Raw genomic sequence first — 15436 nt, 5'->3', positions numbered from 1 at the left:
AGGAGACCCATGCAGCGCTTTTCCCGATCCCCGACCGACCCCGCCTTCGTGCAGGACCCCTACCCGTTCTACGACGAGATGCGCGCCGCGGGCGATCTTGCCTTTTGGGAGGACTACGCACTGCCCTGCGCCGTGTCGCAGCGCGCCGTCGCGGCGCTGCTGAAGGACCGGCGCTTCGGGCGCGAGGTGCCGCCCGAGATCGCCCCCGAGATTCCCGCGCACCAGGCGCCCTTCTACGCGGTCGAGGCGCATTCCATGCTGGAGCTTGAGCCGCCGCGCCACACCCGCCTGCGCGGGCTGGTGCTGCGCGCCTTCACCTCGCGCCGCATCGCCGCGCTGGGGCCGGAGATCGCCGCGCTGGCGCATCGGCTGGTCGACGAGATGCCCGAAAGCGGCGAGATCGACCTGCTCCCGGCATTCTGCCAGCCGATTCCGGTGATCGTCATCGCGCGGCTGCTCGGCGTGCCCGAGGAAATGGCGCCGCAGCTCCTGCGCTGGTCGGCGGACATGGTGGGCATGTACCAGGCGCGCCGCGACATGGCGATGGAGCTGGCGGCGGCAACGGCGGCCACCGAGTTCTCGGACTTCCTCCGCGGCTATGTGGACGAGCGCCGCAAGAGCCCCGGGGACGATCTTCTGTCGCATCTGATCGCCGCCGAGGAAGGCGGCGAGAAGCTCTCGACCGACGAGCTGATCACCACCTGCATCCTGCTGCTCAACGCCGGGCACGAGGCGACGGTGCACACCATGGGCAACGGCATCAAGACGCTGCTGGACCAGGGCGTGACGATCACCGAGGAAAACGCCGCGCCGGTCGTGGAGGAAGTGCTCCGCTTCGACCCGCCGCTGCATATGTTCACCCGCTACGCCTACGAGGAGGTCGAGGCCTATGGCCATACCTTCCGGCGCGGCGACCAGGTGGCGCTGCTGCTGGGCGCGGCGAACCGCGATCCGGCGGTCTGGGCCGAGCCCGCGCGTTTCGATCCCTCGCGCCCGGTGGTGACCAACACCAGCTTCGGCGGCGGCATGCATTTCTGCGTCGGCGCGCCACTGGCCCGACTCGAACTGGTGACGGCGCTGCCGATCCTCTTTGAACGGCTTTCGGGAATGAAGCTGGTAGGAGTGCCGAAATACGCCGACCTCTACCACTTCCACGGGCTCGAGGCGCTACGGGTCACGCGCTGACCCGCCCGGAATCAAGGCGAAGCCGCCGGGCGAGCGCCTGCCCGTCCCGGCGGGCTGGCGCTTTGTCATCCTCGTGAGGCGTTCGCAAGTCGCGCGGGCTTGGCTTGGATAAAGTATAGACCTCGCAGGTTGCAGCGCCACCCCACGGGCAGGCGCTCGCCCGGCTCATGTCCCACAAACAAAAAAGGCGCGCCGCTTCCGCGACGCGCCTTTTGTCCGTCCGGCCGAAAGCCTTACGACAGGCGGCTGATCACCACCGTCACCTCGGGCTTCTTGCCGATCTCGTTGACCGCCGAGTTGCGCACGATGCGGCGCATGCCTTCCTCAAGCTTGTCATCGTCGGTCAGGGTCTTCTCACCGGCGCGACCGAGGAACTGCGCCAGATCCTCCTCGAGGATGTCGACCAGCGGCGCGTTCGAGCGGCCCAGCTCCGGCAGACCCTTCAGCTCGCACCAGGGCTCGCCGAGTGGCTCGTCTTCCTCGTCGAGGATCACAGTCACCACCACGTGGCCGTTCAGCGCCATGCGGATACGGTCGCGGACGATCCCGTCGAGCGCGCCGATCTGCACCGAGCCGTCGAGGTAGGTGCGACCGCTCTCGACATAGCCGGCAACCGTGGGCTGGTTGCCCGACAGGTCCACCATGGTGCCGTTGATCGCCAGCACCCCGGCGCGGCCGCGGCCCTCGGCGAGCTTCATGTGCTCGCGCAGGTGGCGGTGCTCGCCGTGCATCGGCACGACGATCTGCGGGTTCACGATGTCCTGCATGCGCTCGAGGTCGGGGCGGTTGGCGTGGCCCGAGACGTGGTACTTGCCGCCATCGTCGTCAACGATGTCGACGCCCTTCTCCGACAGCGAGTTCATGATGTGGATCACGCCCTTCTCGTTGCCCGGGATGGTCTTCGAGGAGAAGAGGAAGAGATCCCCCTCCTTCAGCTCGATGCCGTTGTACTTGCCGCGCGCCAGCTGCGCCGAGGCCGCCCGCCGCTCGCCCTGAGAGCCGGTGACGATCAGCATGACGTTCTCGCGCGGGATCTGCGTGGCGTCCTCGGGCGAGATGACCTTCGGGAAGGAGGTCACCACGCCGGTCTCGATCGCCGCCTCGATCATCCGGCGCATGGCGCGGCCGAGCAGGCAGATCGAGCGCCCGGCCCGCTCGCCTGCCTCGGCCAGCGTCTTCACCCGCGCCACGTTCGAGGCGAAGGTGGTGGCGACGACCATCTGCGGCGCGCTGGCGATCAGCGTCTCGATCTCGGGGCCGACGGTGATCTCGCTGCGGCCCGGGTTGGGCGAGAAGACGTTGGTCGAGTCGCAGATCAGCGCCTTCACCCCGTCCTTCGACACCTCGGCCCAGAGATCGGGATCGAAGGCCTCGCCGACGATCGGGTTCGGGTCGAGCTTGAAGTCGCCGGTGTGCACCAGCCGCCCGCCGGGGGTGTCGATGACCAGGCCCGAGCTTTCCGGAATCGAGTGCGAGATCGGCAGGAAGCCGACGGTGAAGGGCCCGGCCTTGATGGTCTCGGGCCAGGGCGAGACGGTGGTGACCGTCTCGGGGGAATGGCCGTATTCCGCCAGCTTGCCGCGGGCGATATTGGCGGTGAAGGCGCGCGCGTAGACCGGCACGCCGAGATCCTCGAAGCAATGGCCGATGGCGCCGACGTGGTCCTCGTGGGCGTGGGTGATGAACACCGCCTCGAGCCGCTCGCGGTTTTCCTTCAGCCAGCTGATGTCGGCGAAGATGATGTCGACGCCGGGCGTCGTGTCCATGTCGGGGAAGGCAACGCCGATGTCGACGAGGATCAGACGTTCCTCGCCCGGTTTGCCGTAGCCGTAGACATAGGCGTTCATGCCGATCTCGCCGGCACCCCCGAGGGGAAGATAGATGATGCGTTCACTGCTCATGTGCTTTGGCTCCTGCCAAGATTGTATGCGTGGATGACGGTGAGACCATGCATGGTCAAATCCTCCCGCCAGTCGTCGAAGAGGTCTTCGGATTGCTGGAAAAGCGGTGCCAGCCCACCGGTTGAGATGACGCGCATCGGCCGGTCACGTTCGGCCTTGATGCGCGCGCAGATTTCACGGACGAGGCCGACATAGCCCCAGAAAACGCCTGACTGCATGCAGGCGACGGTGTTTGTTCCGACCACGCGCTGTGGCTTGGTGATGTCCACATGCGGCAGCGCGGCGGCAGCCTGGTGCAACGCTTCGAGGCTGAGGTTGACGCCCGGTGCGATCACCCCGCCCTCGTAGGCGCCGTCCTGCGCCACCACGTCGAAGGTTGTCGCGGTGCCGAAGTCGACCACGATGATATCGCCGCCGTAGAGATCATAGCCCGCCACCGTGTTTACAAGCCGGTCCGGCCCCACGTTGGTGCCGAGATCCACCCGCACGTCCACGGGAAGCGCGCATTCGGGCTTGCCTACCACCATGGCGCGGGTGTTGAAATAGCGATCCGCCAGCACACGCAGGTTGAATACCACGCGCGGCACGGTCGAGGAGACGATCACATCGGTGATCTCGGCCTCGATGCGCTGGAATTCCATCAGCGTCGAGAGCCAGACGTAATACTGGTCGGCGGTGCGCTGGTGCTCGGTCGAGGTGCGCCAGGTCGCGAGGAAGCGTTCCCCGTCCCAGATCGAGAACACGGTGTTGGTGTTGCCGCAGTCGATGGCCAGAAGCATGCGCGCCCCCTCAGAAAAACACGTCCGCGGCGGCAATCGCCTGCCGCGCGCTGGCTGTCCTTAGGACAAGATTGCCGGCATCGTCCACCGTTTCGAACGTGCCGGTAAATTCATGGCGCCCGGTGCGCGCGGTGATCACCGACCCGAGCCGGGCGGCACGCGAGAGCCAGGCCTCGCGGATGCCGGCAAAGCCGAGCGCCCGGAACCGTGCCTCTTCCTGCGCGTAGGCGGCGGCGAGGACGGCCAGGAACTCTTCGGGTGTCACCCGCACCCCGGCCTCGGACAGGAGCGAGACCGGGCGCAGCGCGCCGGGCTCGACCTCGCCCACGTCGGGTGCGCCGGCAAGGTTCACCCCCATGCCGATCGCCAGCCAGTCGCGCCCGGCATGACGGCCGAGGCTTTCGAGCAGGATGCCCGCCACCTTGCCACCATTGACCAGCACGTCGTTGGGCCATTTCAGCGCCAGCATGTCGGCCCTGCCCGTCACTGCGACAAACGCCTCGTGCAGCGCCAGCGAGGCGACGAAGCTGCGCAGCGCGACGACCTGCGGCGGCTCGGAGACCGGCAGCACCAGCGTCCCGGCGAAATTGCCCGCGGGCATGGTCCAGGGCCGCCCGCGGCGCCCGCGGCCCGCCACCTGGTTCAGCCCGAGGATCCACTCGGGGCCGGTCAGGCCGGAGACGATCCGCGCCGCCTCGGCATTGGTGCTGTCCACTTCCGCCAGCACGCGCCGGCCATAGCCGTCAGGCCACATGCGCCTGCCCTTTCGTCCATTTCTCGTCGCGCCCACAGCGGGCCGCTGCGGCATAGGCGAAAACAAAGTGACGCGCCAGAGGCGCGCCACTCGATGTTTTTGTGCTGGCTCGGCGCTCAGTTGACAAGCGTCGCCGCCGCGGCGGCTGCCGGGCCTTCCAGACCGAAGAGGTTCACCACCCCCGCGACCATGATGAAGGCCGAGACCACCAGGAAGCCCCAGAGGATCGGCGAGCCGCCCGCGTCCAGCGCATCCTCGCGGTCTTCGCCGAAGTACATGTAGAAGACGATGCGCAGGTAGTAGAAGGCACCGATGGCCGAGGCGATGGCCGAGGCCACGACGAGCCAGACCATGTCTTCGGCGATGGCCGCCTGCCAGACGCCCAGCTTGGCAAAGAAGCCGAGCAGCGGCGGCACGCCGGCGAGGCTGAACAGCAGCACCAGCATGGCCAGGGCCCGGCCCGGCTCGCGCTTGGAGTACATGCCGAGCGCACGGATGTCGGTGACCGGCTGGCCATCCTTGCTCATCGACATGATGAAGGCAAAGGTGCCGACGTTCATCGTCACGTAGATGACCATGTAGATCAGCATCGCCTGCACGCCCGCCTCGGTGCCTGCGGCAAGGCCGATCAGCGCGTAGCCCATGTGGGCGATCGAGGAATAGGCCATCAGGCGCTTGATGTTGGTCTGACCGATGGCGGCGATGGACCCGAGGAACATCGACAGCACCGCGATCAGCGCGACCACTTGGCTCCAGTCCGCCACGGCCCCGCCGAAGGCGTCATGCATCACCCGGGCGAAGAGCCCCATGGCGGCGACCTTCGGCGCGGTGGCGAAGAAGGCGGTGACCGGCGTCGGGGCGCCCTGGTAGACGTCAGGCGTCCACATGTGGAACGGCACCGCCGAGACCTTGAACGAGAAGCCCGAGATCATCAGCACCAGGCCGATCAGCAGGCCGATGGACAGGTGCCCTTCGGTGGCGGCGTTGATGATGCCCGAGAACAGCGTCGTGCCGGCAAAGCCGTAGGTCAGCGAGGCGCCGTAGAGCAGCATGCCCGACGACAGCGCGCCCAGCACGAAGTACTTCAGGCCCGCCTCGGTCGACATCTCGCTGTCGCGGCGCAGCGAGGCGACCACGTAGAGCGCGAGCGACATCAGCTCGAGGCCCATGTAGAGCGTCATCAGGTCGCCCGCCGAGACCATGACCATCATGCCGACCGTCGAGAGCGCCACCAGCACCGGGTACTCGAAGCGCAGCATCTTGGTTTTCTGCATGAAGCCGAGGCCCATCACCAGCACGCAGGCCGCGGCGATCAGGATGACCACCTTGGCGAAGCGCGAGAAGGCGTCGTCGATGAACATGCCGTGGAAGGCCGGGTTGGTGCCGGAGCCGGCGGTGCCGATCCACAGCGCCAGGATCGCCATCACCGCGGCGGTGAGCCAGACCAGCGCCGGGGCGAGCTTGTCCTTGCCGGTGTAGACCGCGCCGAGCAGCGCCAGCATGGCGTAGACCGCCAGCAGCAGCTCCGGAAGGATGGTGTTCAGATCAGCCGAGATCATGCCTCGCCCCCTCAGTGGTTCGCTTCGGCCACGGAGGTGCCGCCGAGATCGGCGGCCGCCACGGCCGTATCATAGTGGTTGACCAGCGCCTCGACCGACGGGCCGATGATGTCCAGCGCGGCGGCGGGGTAGACCCCGAGCCACAGGGTCATCACGACCAGCGGCGCGAAGGTCCAGCGCTCGCGGGTGTTCATGTCCTGGATGGTCTTCAGGCTCTCCTTGATGAGATCCCCGAAGACCACGCGGCGGTAGAGCCAGAGCGCATAGGCCGCCGAGAGGATCACCCCGGTCGCGGCCACGGCGGCGACCCAGGTGTTGACCTGGAAGATGCCCATCATGGTCAGGAACTCGCCGATGAAGCCCGAGGTGCCCGGCAGGCCAACGTTGGCCATGGTGAAGAACATGAAGATCAGCGCATAGGCCGGCATGCGGTTCACGAGGCCGCCGTAGGCGTCGATCTCGCGGGTGTGCATGCGGTCATAGATGACGCCGACGCAGAGGAAGAGCGCGCCCGATACGAAGCCGTGGCTGATCATCTGGAAGATCGCGCCGTCGACGCCCTGCTGGTTGGCCGAGAAGATGCCCAGCGTCACGTAGCCCATGTGGGCGACCGACGAATAGGCGATGAGCTTCTTCATGTCCTCCTGCACCAGCGCGACGAGCGAGGTGTAGACGATGGCGATGGCCGACATCCAGAAGACCAGCGGCGCCAGCACCTCCGAGCCCACGGGGAACATCGGCAGCGAGAAGCGCAGGAAGCCGTAGCCGCCCATCTTCAGCAGGATCGCCGCCAGCACCACCGAGCCCGCGGTGGGCGCCTGCACGTGCGCGTCGGGCAGCCAGGTGTGCACCGGCCACATCGGCATCTTCACCGCGAAGGAGGCGAAGAAGGCCAGCCAGAGCATCGTCTGCAGACCGCCGACGATGTGGATGCCGAGCACCGAGAAGCCCGCGGTCGAGAACTCGTGGGTGAGCAGCGTCGGGATGTCGAGCGTGCCGGCATCGGCATACATGGCGACGATCGCCACCAGCATCAGCACCGAGCCGAGGAAGGTGTAGAGGAAGAACTTAAACGAGGCGTAGATGCGTTCCTTGCCGCCCCAGATGCCGATGATCAGGAACATCGGGATCAGCCCCGCCTCGAAGAAGAGGTAGAAGAGCACCAGGTCCAGCGCCATGAACACGCCGAGCATCAGCGTCTCCAGCAGCAGGAAGGCGATCATGTATTCCTTCACGCGGGTCTTCACGCCCCAGGACGAAAGGATGGTCAGCGGCATCATGAAGGTGGTGAGCATCACGAAGAGCACCGAGATGCCGTCGACGCCCATCTTGTACTTGAGCCCCATGATCCAGGTGCCCTCTTCGACCATCTGGAAGCCAGTGTTGGCCGGGTCGAACTGGAACAGGATGAACAGCGAGATCACGAAGGTCGCCGTGGTCGCGATCATCGCGAGCCACTTGGCGTTCCGGTCCGCGGCCTGGTCGCCGCCGCGCAGGAACAGCGCGAGGATCAGCGCCGCCAGCGCGGGCAGGAAGGTGACGATGGAAAGAAGGTTGGCCATTAGTGAGCCCCTCCGAGGATCGACATCCAGGTGACAAGAACGGCGATGCCGATCACCATGGCGAAGGCGTAGGTGAAGATGTAGCCGGACTGGGCACGGCCCGCGAGCTTGGTGAAGAAGGGGATGATCCCCATCGCCACGCCGTTGATCGAACCGTCGATGACGTTGCCGTCACCGCGCTTCCAGAAGAAGCGCCCGATCTTCTTGGCCGGCTGCACGAAGATGAAGTCGTAAATCTCGTCGAAATACCACTTGTTCAGCAGGAAGAGGTACAGCGGGCGCTGGTTCTCGGCCAGACGCTTCGGCAGCGCCGGGTTCACGATGTAGAACAGATACGCGACGCCGAAGCCGATCAGCATGGCGAAGAACGGCGAGACCTTGACCCAGACCGGCGCGTGGTGCGCCTCGTCCATGACATGGTTGTCGGGGCCCATGAAGATCGCGCCCTCGGGAGCCATGCCGGTCGCGACATGCGTCGCTGCCTCGGCGTGGCCTTCCTCGGCCGCGGCTTCGGTCGCTTCGGCACCATGTTCCTCGGTGGCGACGGCGGTCTCTTCGCCGTGCTCCTCGGTGGCAGCCGCGTGCTCTTCGCCCGCCGCCTCACCGTGACCCTCTTCCGAAGCCTCCGCGTGATGCGCGGGGATGCCGAAGAAGCGGTTCACCTTGTCATGGTCGCCGAAGAACGGGCCGTAGAAGACCATCCCGGCAAAGACCGCGCCCACGGCGAGCACCGCCAGAGGAATGGTCATCACCTTGGGGCTTTCGTGCGCGTGCTCATGCGTGTGCTTGTCGCCGCGCGGACGGCCGTAGAAGGTCAGGAAGATCAGGCGCCAGGAGTAGAAGGAGGTGAACAGCGCCGCGATGACCAGCATCCAGAAGGCGTAGCCACCCGCGGTGCCCGCCCATGCGCTCTCGATGATCGCGTCCTTCGACAGGAAACCGGCGAACCCGATGTGCGTGAGCGGGATGCCGACGCCGGTGATCGCCAGCGTGCCGATCATCATCGCCCAGAAGGTGTAGGGGATCTTGCCGCGCAGGCCACCGTAGTTCCGCATGTCCTGCTCGTGGTGCATCGCGTGGATGACCGAGCCGGCACCGAGGAAAAGCATCGCCTTGAAGAAGGCGTGGGTCAGCAGGTGGAACATGGCCGCCGAGTAGACGCCGACGCCCGCCGCCACGAACATGTAGCCGAGCTGCGAACAGGTCGAATAGGCGATGACGCGCTTGATGTCGTTCTGCACCAGGCCGACCGTCGCCGCGAAGAAGGCGGTGGTGGCCCCGAGGAAGGTGACGAAGGCCATCGCCTCGGGCGCGTATTCCATCAGCGGCGACATGCGGCAGACGAGGAAGACGCCGGCGGTCACCATGGTCGCGGCGTGGATAAGCGCCGACACCGGGGTCGGGCCTTCCATCGCGTCGGGCAGCCAGGTGTGCAGCAGCAGCTGTGCCGATTTGCCCATGGCGCCGACGAACAGCAGGAAGGCCAGCAGGTTCGCAGCGTTCCAGTCGGTCCAGAGGAAGGTCAGCTGCGTTTCCGCCAGTTGCGGCGCCGCCGCGAAGATGTCGTCGAAGCGGATGGAGTCGGTGAGGAAGAACAGGCCCAGGATGCCGAGCAGGAAGCCGAAGTCGCCAACGCGGTTGACGATGAAGGCTTTCATTGCTGCCGCGCCCGCCGAGGGTTTCTTGTAGTAGAAGCCGATCAGCAGGTAGGACGCGACGCCCACGCCTTCCCAGCCGAAGAACATCTGCACCAAGTTGTCCGAGGTCACCAGCGCGAGCATCGCGAAGGTGAAGAACGACAGGTAGGCGAAGAAGCGCGGCTTGTAGCTCTCGCCTTCCTTGAACTGCGGGTCATGCGCCATGTAGCCGAAGCTGTAGAGGTGCACGAGCGCCGAGACCGTGGTGACCACGATCAGCATGATCGCCGTCAGCCGGTCCGAGCGGATCGCCCATTCGGTGCTCAGCGAGCCGGACTCGATGAAGCGGAACAGCGGGATGGTTTCCGCCTCGCCGAGGAACAGGAACACGATCCACGACAGCAGGCAGGCCAGGAACAGCAGGCCGGTGGTCACCCACATGGCCCCCTTCTCGCCGATGAAGCGCCAGCCGAACCCGGCCAGCACCGCGCCCAACAGCGGGGCGAAGAGAATAATCGTCTCCATGGGCGATCAGCCTTTCATCACGTTGACGTCTTCCACGGCAATCGAGCCGCGGTTGCGGAAGAAGCAGACCAGGATCGCGAGGCCGATCGCCGCCTCGGCGGCGGCCACGGTCAGCACGAAGAGCGTGAAGACCTGCCCCGCCAGGTCGCCCAGGAAGGACGAGAAGGCGACGAAGTTGATGTTCACCGAAAGCAGGATGAGCTCGATCGACATCAACAGGATGATCACGTTCTTCCGGTTCAGGAAAATCCCGAAAATCCCGATGACGAACAGCACGGCCGCCACCGTCAGGTAATGTTCAAGTCCGATCATGCATCCCTCCGGGTCTCTGCCCCGATTCTTCTAGTCCCTCGCGGCCCTTTGACGGGTGGGTCCGCGTCATATCCCGTTGCCCGCCGCGCCCGCCCCTCCCGGGCGGCGCGGCAGGACGTAACTCAGAGCCCCTGCCCGGGCTTCACGTCCTTCAGCTCCATCGCCTTGGCCGGGTCGCGCCACATCTGCGCCAGCACGTTCTGACGCTTGACGTTGGTGCGGTGGCGCAGCGTCAGCACGATCGCCCCGATCATCGCGACCAGAAGGATCAGCCCCGCCAGCTGGAACAGCAGGAAATAGCGGTCATAGAGCAGCACGCCGAGCGCCACGGTGTTCTGCATCTCCTCGGGCGCGGGCGTCGGGGCCGAGAGCTGGCTCGAGGCCAGTTCCGAAGCCTGCCAGCCGCCGAAGGCCATGCCGAGCTGCATCAGGATGACGATGCCGATCAGCAGCGCCAGAGGCATGTATTTCGCCATGCCCGCACGCAGCTCAGCGAAGTCGACGTCGAGCATCATCACCACGAAGAGGAAAAGCACCGCCACCGCGCCGACGTAGACGATGACCAGCAGCATCGCGACGAATTCCGCGCCGAGCAGGACGAAGAGCCCCGCCGCGCTGAGGAAGGCGAGGATCAGCCAGAGCACCGAGTGCACCGGGTTCCGGGCGATCACCGTGAACAGCCCGCCCACGATGGCGCAGAGCGAAAAGAGGTAGAAGGCGAACACGGTCATTTTGCGTCATCCTTGTTGTCTTCCATCACCTCGCGCGCAAGTTCCATGGCGCGGGTCATGGCGGGTATGCCGGCGAACATCGACATATGGGCGATGGTCTCGGCGATCTCGTCTTTGGTGGCGCCGGCCTCGATCAGGTGGCGCACGGTCATGCGCACCGGCGTGTCGGCCTGGGCGCCCTGCATGGTCAGCCCGGCCAGCGTCAGCAGCAGCCGGGTCTTGGCGTCGAGCCCGTCCTTCGACATGCCCTTGCCGAACCAGAACTCCATGATGTCCTTGGGCATCGTCGGCCAGAGTTTCTCGAACTCCTTGGGCGCGAAGCTCTCCAGCGCGGGGTTGAAGGCCTTCGCCATCTCCTGCGCCTGGGTCATCATCAGCTCGAAGGGGGTTTTCTGATCGCTCATGCCCGGCCTCCTGCATGGCCAATCCCTGCCCTGCCCCGCGCGCGGGTGCGGCGGGCCTCGGCTCGGGCTTGGTCAAAGGTGGCGGTCATGTGCTCTCCTCCCCAGGTGTGTCAGCGATACGGAGCGTCGAGCTCGAGGTTGCGGGCGATCTCGGCCTCCCAGCGCTCGCCGTTCGCCAGCAGCTTCTCCTTGTCGTAGAAAAGCTCCTCGCGGGTCTCGGTCGAGAACTCGAAGTTCGGCCCCTCGACGATCGCATCCACCGGGCAGGCTTCCTGGCAGAAGCCGCAGTAGATGCATTTCGTCATGTCGATGTCGTAGCGCGTGGTGCGGCGGCTGCCGTCGTCGCGCGGCTCGGCGTCGATGGTGATGGCCTGCGCCGGGCAGATCGCCTCGCAGAGCTTGCAGGCGATGCAGCGCTCTTCGCCGTTGGGATAGCGGCGCAGCGCGTGCTCGCCACGGAAGCGCGGCGACAGGTAGCCCTTCTCGTGCGGGTAGTTCAGCGTGGGCTTGGGCGCGAAGAAGTACTTCAGGCCAAGCTGGAAGCCCTTGATGAAGTCTGCCAGCAGGAAATACTTGACTGCCCGGCCGTAGTCGATCGATGCCATGGTTGCTTAACCTCCCGTGGTCCAGCGGGCGAAGATGCCCCAGAACCATCCGAATTTCGCCGCGAAGGACACGAAGACCACCCAGAACAGGCTGAACGGCAGGAACACCTTCCAGCCCAGGCGCATCAGCTGGTCGTAGCGGTAGCGCGGGGTGATCGCCTTCACCATCGCGAAGATGAAGAAGAAGAACGCCATCTTCGCGACCATCCACAGCACGCCGTCGGGCAGGCCGGGGATCGGCGACAGCCAGCCGCCGAAAAACAGCAGCGAGGTCAGCGCGCACATCAGGAAGATCGCGATGTATTCACCTGCCATGAACAGCAGGAAGGGCGTCGAGGAATATTCCACCTGGTAGCCGGCCACCAGTTCGGATTCCGCTTCCGGAAGGTCGAACGGCGGGCGGTTGGTCTCGGCCAGGGCCGAGATGAAGAACAGGAAGACCATCGGGAAGTGCGGCAGCCAGTACCAGTTGAAGAAGCCGAAGCTGCCGTCCTGGGCGCGCACGATGTCGCCGAAGTTCATCGAGCCCGTGGAGATGATCACGCCGATGATGATCAGGCCGATCGACACCTCGTAGGAGATCATCTGCGCGGCGGAACGGAGCGAACCGAGGAACGGGTACTTCGAGTTCGACGCCCAGCCCCCCATGATCACGCCGTAGACCTCGAGCGAGCTGATCGCCATCACGTAGAGGATCGCCACGTTGATATCCGCCAGCACCCAGCCGTCGGCAAAGGGAATGGCCGCCCAGGCGATCATCGCGCAGACGAAGGAAATCAGCGGCGCCATCAGGAACACGCTCTTGTCAGAGCCCGCCGGGATCACCACTTCCTTGAGGACGTATTTGATTGCGTCGGCCACCGACTGGAGAATGCCGAACACCCCCACCACGTTGGGGCCGCGCCGCATCTGGACGGCGGCCCAGATCTTGCGGTCGCCATAGACCAGGAACAACAGCGAGATCATCACGAAGGCCACGACCGCAAGGGTTTGCGCGAGCACAAGGATGAAGATGCCGAAGGGGGTCGCGAAGAAGTCTGCCATCAAGTGTCCCTCACACCATCGGTATTCCGTTCTCGGCGCAGGCTGACGCGACGACTTCCGCGTCGATCGTCTTGAGCCCGCGGGGCAGCGCCGCCGAGATGGTGTAAACCGCATCTCCGCGCCAGAGGCCACCCTCTTCCGATACATTCGTCCGCAGATGACGCGCGAATCCGTAGCCCCGGATCAGCGCATATTGCGCCGCGGCGCAATCTGCGTAGGTCTCCACATCCTCCGAGCCGCGCGCACCGCGCATGGCCACGAGGAAGTTCACCAGATCGCCGTCCAGCAGCCGCGTCTCGATCCCCTCGTAGGACGGCACGAACGGCGCCTTGTCCTGCGAGGTCTGCTCGCAGGCACAGAGCGCGGCCAGTGCCGCCAGTGAGAGGGATATCCGCGCGCGCATGGATCACTCGGCGGCCAGCGGCGCGTCGCGGCGCGCCTTTGCGTTTGCCGACAGCTCGGCCATCAGCACCGAGGCGCGGGCGATCGGGTTGGTCAGCCAGAAGTCCTTGACCGCGTTGCGGAACGACGCATCGCCCAGCTTGTCGGTCTCGAGCGGCGACCACTCGTTTTCCGGCACCATGTCGACCTGCGCCAGATGCGGCACCGCGGCGACCAGCGCCTGACGGAGCTGCGCGAGGCTGTCCCAGGGCAGCGTGTTGCCGACCTCGGCCGAAAGCGCCCGCAGGATCGCCCAGTTCTCCTTCGCCTCGCCCGGTGCGAAACCGGCGCGGAAGGCAAGCTGCGGCCGGCCCTCGGTGTTGACGAAGAGGCCGTTTTCCTCGGTGTAGGCCGCGCCCGGCAGGATCACGTCGGCGCGGTGTGCGCCGCGATCGCCGTGCGAGCCCTGGTAGATCACGAAGGCACCTGCCTCGATCTCGATCTCATCGGCGCCGAGGTTGAAGATCACGTCCGCGTCCTTGGTGGCCGCTTCCAGACCGCCCTCGGTCACCGCACCCACGTCGAGCGCGCCGACACGGGCAGCGGCGGTGTGCAGCACCAGCAGCTTGCCGGTGAGCGCCTGGGCCGCGGCCAGAACCGCGAGACCATCGGCCTCGCGCAGCGCGCCCTGTCCCACGATCACGATGGCATCCTCGGAGACCTCGGCACCCGACAGCGCCGCGCGGTCAGACCCCAGGTGCGTCACGTCATAGGTCAGGTCGGCGGCTTCGCCGATCAGCTTGACCTCGGCGCCGGCGATCCAGGCCTTGCGGATGCGCGCGTTCAGCACCGGCGCCTCGTCGCGCGGGTTGGTGCCGATCAGCACGATCTCTTTCGCGGTGTCGATGTCCTCGAGCGCCACATTGCCCACGTAGGCCGAGCGGTTGCCGACCGGCAGCCGCGCCGCGTCGGTGCGGCATTCGACCGCCCCGCCGAGCCCTTCGACCAGTTGCTTGAGCGAGAAGGCTGCCTCGACCGGGGCGAGATCGCCGACCAGACCGGCCACCTTCTTGGCGCTCTTCAGCGCCGAGGCCGCGGCGGCGAGAGCCTCGGGCCAGGTGGCGGGCTTCAGCTTGCCGTCCTTGCGGATGTAGGGCCGGTCGAGACGCTGGCGGCGCAGGCCGTCCCAGACGAAGCGGCTCTTGTCCGACAGCCATTCCTCGTTCACGCCGTCATGGTTGCGCGGCAGGAAGCGCATGACTTCGCGACCCTTGGTATCCACACGGATGTTCGAGCCAAGCGCATCCATCACGTCGATGGACTCGGTCTTGGTCAGCTCCCACGGGCGGGCGGTGAACGCATAGGGTTTCGACACCAGCGCGCCGACCGGGCAAAGGTCGATGATATTGCCCTGCAGGTTCGAGTCGAGCGTCTGGTTCAGATACGAGGTGATCTCGGCATCCTCGCCGCGCCCGGTCTGGCCCATCTGGGTGATGCCCGCCACCTCGGTGGTGAAGCGCACGCAGCGGGTGCAGGAGATGCAGCGGGTCATATGGGTCTCGACCAGCGGGCCGAGATCGAGGTCCTCGACGGCGCGCTTGGCCTCGCGGAAGCGCGAGAAGTCGACGCCGTAGGCCATGGCCTGGTCCTGCAGGTCGCATTCGCCGCCCTGGTCGCAGATCGGGCAGTCGAGCGGGTGGTTGATGAGCAGGAACTCCATCACCCCCTCGCGGGCCTTCTTGACCATCGGCGAATTGGTCTTCACGACCGGCGGCTGGCCTTCGGGGCCGGGCCGCAGGTCGCGCACCTGCATGGCGCAGGAGGCCGCGGGCTTGGGCGGGCCGCCGACCACCTCGACAAGGCACATGCGGCAGTTGCCGGCGATGGACAGGCGCTCGTGGTAGCAGAAGCGCGGCACCTCGATGCCGGCTTCCTCACAGGCCTGAATCAGGGTCATCGACCCGTCCACCTCGATCTCGTTGCCGTCGATGACGATCTTACGAAGGTTGGTCATTGGCATCTTCCCATGACTGGTGACACACGCGACGCTCCCGCCG

General features: G+C 66.0%; 14 protein-coding genes. 1 reads left to right on the top strand and 13 read right to left on the bottom strand.

Annotated elements, in window-relative coordinates; translation table 11 throughout:
- Nucleotides 1-9: 9 nt before the first annotated feature.
- Nucleotides 10-1185 (top strand): cytochrome P450, encoded by a 1176-nt coding sequence (locus LC039_RS01045; RefSeq protein WP_226621209.1) that lies wholly within the window; start codon nucleotides 10-12, stop codon nucleotides 1183-1185.
- 233 nt (nucleotides 1186-1418) lie between these two features.
- Here LC039_RS01045 and LC039_RS01040 read toward each other — a convergent pair whose 3' ends face one another.
- From LC039_RS01040 to nuoG, 13 genes are all read right to left on the bottom strand, one after another.
- On the bottom strand, nucleotides 1419-3086 hold the full coding sequence (locus LC039_RS01040) for a ribonuclease J (RefSeq protein ID WP_226621208.1): 1668 nt from the start codon (nucleotides 3084-3086) through the stop codon (nucleotides 1419-1421).
- A complete protein-coding gene (locus tag LC039_RS01035; protein WP_226621207.1) occupies nucleotides 3083-3865 on the bottom strand; it encodes a type III pantothenate kinase in 783 nt (260 codons plus the stop codon). The genes LC039_RS01040 and LC039_RS01035 overlap by 4 nt, the downstream gene beginning before the upstream one ends.
- Nucleotides 3866-3875: 10 nt before the next feature.
- Nucleotides 3876-4619, bottom strand: a complete 744-nt coding sequence (locus tag LC039_RS01030) for a biotin--[acetyl-CoA-carboxylase] ligase (RefSeq protein WP_226621206.1) — start codon at nucleotides 4617-4619, stop codon at nucleotides 3876-3878.
- Between the two features lie 116 nt (nucleotides 4620-4735).
- Complete coding sequence (gene nuoN, locus LC039_RS01025; RefSeq protein WP_226621205.1) at nucleotides 4736-6178, bottom strand: NADH-quinone oxidoreductase subunit NuoN; 1443 nt, start codon at nucleotides 6176-6178, stop codon at nucleotides 4736-4738.
- 11 nt (nucleotides 6179-6189) lie between these two features.
- A complete protein-coding gene (locus LC039_RS01020) occupies nucleotides 6190-7740 on the bottom strand; it encodes an NADH-quinone oxidoreductase subunit M (RefSeq protein WP_226621204.1) in 1551 nt (516 codons plus the stop codon).
- On the bottom strand, nucleotides 7740-9902 hold the full coding sequence (gene nuoL / locus LC039_RS01015) for an NADH-quinone oxidoreductase subunit L (protein ID WP_226621203.1): 2163 nt from the start codon (nucleotides 9900-9902) through the stop codon (nucleotides 7740-7742). The genes LC039_RS01020 and nuoL overlap by 1 nt, the downstream gene beginning before the upstream one ends.
- Nucleotides 9903-9908: 6 nt before the next feature.
- Nucleotides 9909-10214: an NADH-quinone oxidoreductase subunit NuoK gene (gene nuoK, locus LC039_RS01010; RefSeq protein ID WP_066100814.1), complete on the bottom strand. Its 306-nt coding sequence runs from the start codon at nucleotides 10212-10214 to the stop codon at nucleotides 9909-9911.
- Nucleotides 10215-10336: 122 nt separating this feature from the next.
- Nucleotides 10337-10945 (bottom strand): NADH-quinone oxidoreductase subunit J, encoded by a 609-nt coding sequence (locus tag LC039_RS01005; protein WP_226621202.1) that lies wholly within the window; start codon nucleotides 10943-10945, stop codon nucleotides 10337-10339.
- The gene (locus LC039_RS01000) at nucleotides 10942-11349 is read right to left on the bottom strand and encodes a carboxymuconolactone decarboxylase family protein (RefSeq protein ID WP_226621201.1); all 408 of its coding nucleotides are present in this window, start codon (nucleotides 11347-11349) and stop codon (nucleotides 10942-10944) included. Before LC039_RS01000 ends, LC039_RS01005 begins: the two co-directional genes overlap by 4 nt.
- 110 nt (nucleotides 11350-11459) lie before the next feature.
- Nucleotides 11460-11954 (bottom strand): NADH-quinone oxidoreductase subunit NuoI, encoded by a 495-nt coding sequence (nuoI, locus tag LC039_RS00995; RefSeq protein WP_226621200.1) that lies wholly within the window; start codon nucleotides 11952-11954, stop codon nucleotides 11460-11462.
- 6 nt (nucleotides 11955-11960) lie between these two features.
- A complete protein-coding gene (gene nuoH / locus LC039_RS00990) occupies nucleotides 11961-12998 on the bottom strand; it encodes an NADH-quinone oxidoreductase subunit NuoH (RefSeq protein WP_226621199.1) in 1038 nt (345 codons plus the stop codon).
- 10 nt (nucleotides 12999-13008) lie between these two features.
- A complete protein-coding gene (locus tag LC039_RS00985) occupies nucleotides 13009-13401 on the bottom strand; it encodes a hypothetical protein (RefSeq protein WP_226621198.1) in 393 nt (130 codons plus the stop codon).
- A gap of 3 nt (nucleotides 13402-13404) precedes the next feature.
- Nucleotides 13405-15393, bottom strand: coding sequence for an NADH-quinone oxidoreductase subunit NuoG (gene nuoG / locus LC039_RS00980; RefSeq protein WP_226621197.1), 1989 nt, complete (start codon nucleotides 15391-15393; stop codon nucleotides 13405-13407).
- Between the last annotated feature and the right edge of the window lie 43 nt (nucleotides 15394-15436).

It is taken from the genome of Alloyangia pacifica, from assembly GCF_020524285.1.
Lineage (GTDB): Bacteria > Pseudomonadota > Alphaproteobacteria > Rhodobacterales > Rhodobacteraceae > Salipiger > Salipiger pacificus_B.
The sequence above is the reverse complement of the archived record's forward strand: the minus strand, read 5'-3'. Positions and strand labels throughout refer to the sequence as shown.

Excerpts from the sequence above, each read along its gene's own strand:
- LC039_RS01045 (WP_226621209.1), top strand. The coding sequence starts at position 10 with ATGCAGCGCTTTTCCCGATCCCCGACCGACCCCGCCTTCGTGCAGGAC.
- LC039_RS01040 (WP_226621208.1), bottom strand. The coding sequence starts at position 3,086 with ATGAGCAGTGAACGCATCATCTATCTTCCCCTCGGGGGTGCCGGCGAG.
- LC039_RS01035 (WP_226621207.1), bottom strand. The coding sequence starts at position 3,865 with ATGCTTCTGGCCATCGACTGCGGCAACACCAACACCGTGTTCTCGATC.
- LC039_RS01030 (WP_226621206.1), bottom strand. The coding sequence starts at position 4,619 with ATGTGGCCTGACGGCTATGGCCGGCGCGTGCTGGCGGAAGTGGACAGC.
- nuoN (WP_226621205.1), bottom strand. The coding sequence starts at position 6,178 with ATGATCTCGGCTGATCTGAACACCATCCTTCCGGAGCTGCTGCTGGCG.
- LC039_RS01020 (WP_226621204.1), bottom strand. The coding sequence starts at position 7,740 with ATGGCCAACCTTCTTTCCATCGTCACCTTCCTGCCCGCGCTGGCGGCG.
- nuoL (WP_226621203.1), bottom strand. The coding sequence starts at position 9,902 with ATGGAGACGATTATTCTCTTCGCCCCGCTGTTGGGCGCGGTGCTGGCC.
- nuoK (WP_066100814.1), bottom strand. The coding sequence starts at position 10,214 with ATGATCGGACTTGAACATTACCTGACGGTGGCGGCCGTGCTGTTCGTC.
- LC039_RS01005 (WP_226621202.1), bottom strand. The coding sequence starts at position 10,945 with ATGACCGTGTTCGCCTTCTACCTCTTTTCGCTCTGCGCCATCGTGGGC.
- LC039_RS01000 (WP_226621201.1), bottom strand. The coding sequence starts at position 11,349 with ATGAGCGATCAGAAAACCCCCTTCGAGCTGATGATGACCCAGGCGCAG.
- nuoI (WP_226621200.1), bottom strand. The coding sequence starts at position 11,954 with ATGGCATCGATCGACTACGGCCGGGCAGTCAAGTATTTCCTGCTGGCA.
- nuoH (WP_226621199.1), bottom strand. The coding sequence starts at position 12,998 with ATGGCAGACTTCTTCGCGACCCCCTTCGGCATCTTCATCCTTGTGCTC.
- LC039_RS00985 (WP_226621198.1), bottom strand. The coding sequence starts at position 13,401 with ATGCGCGCGCGGATATCCCTCTCACTGGCGGCACTGGCCGCGCTCTGT.
- nuoG (WP_226621197.1), bottom strand. The coding sequence starts at position 15,393 with ATGACCAACCTTCGTAAGATCGTCATCGACGGCAACGAGATCGAGGTG.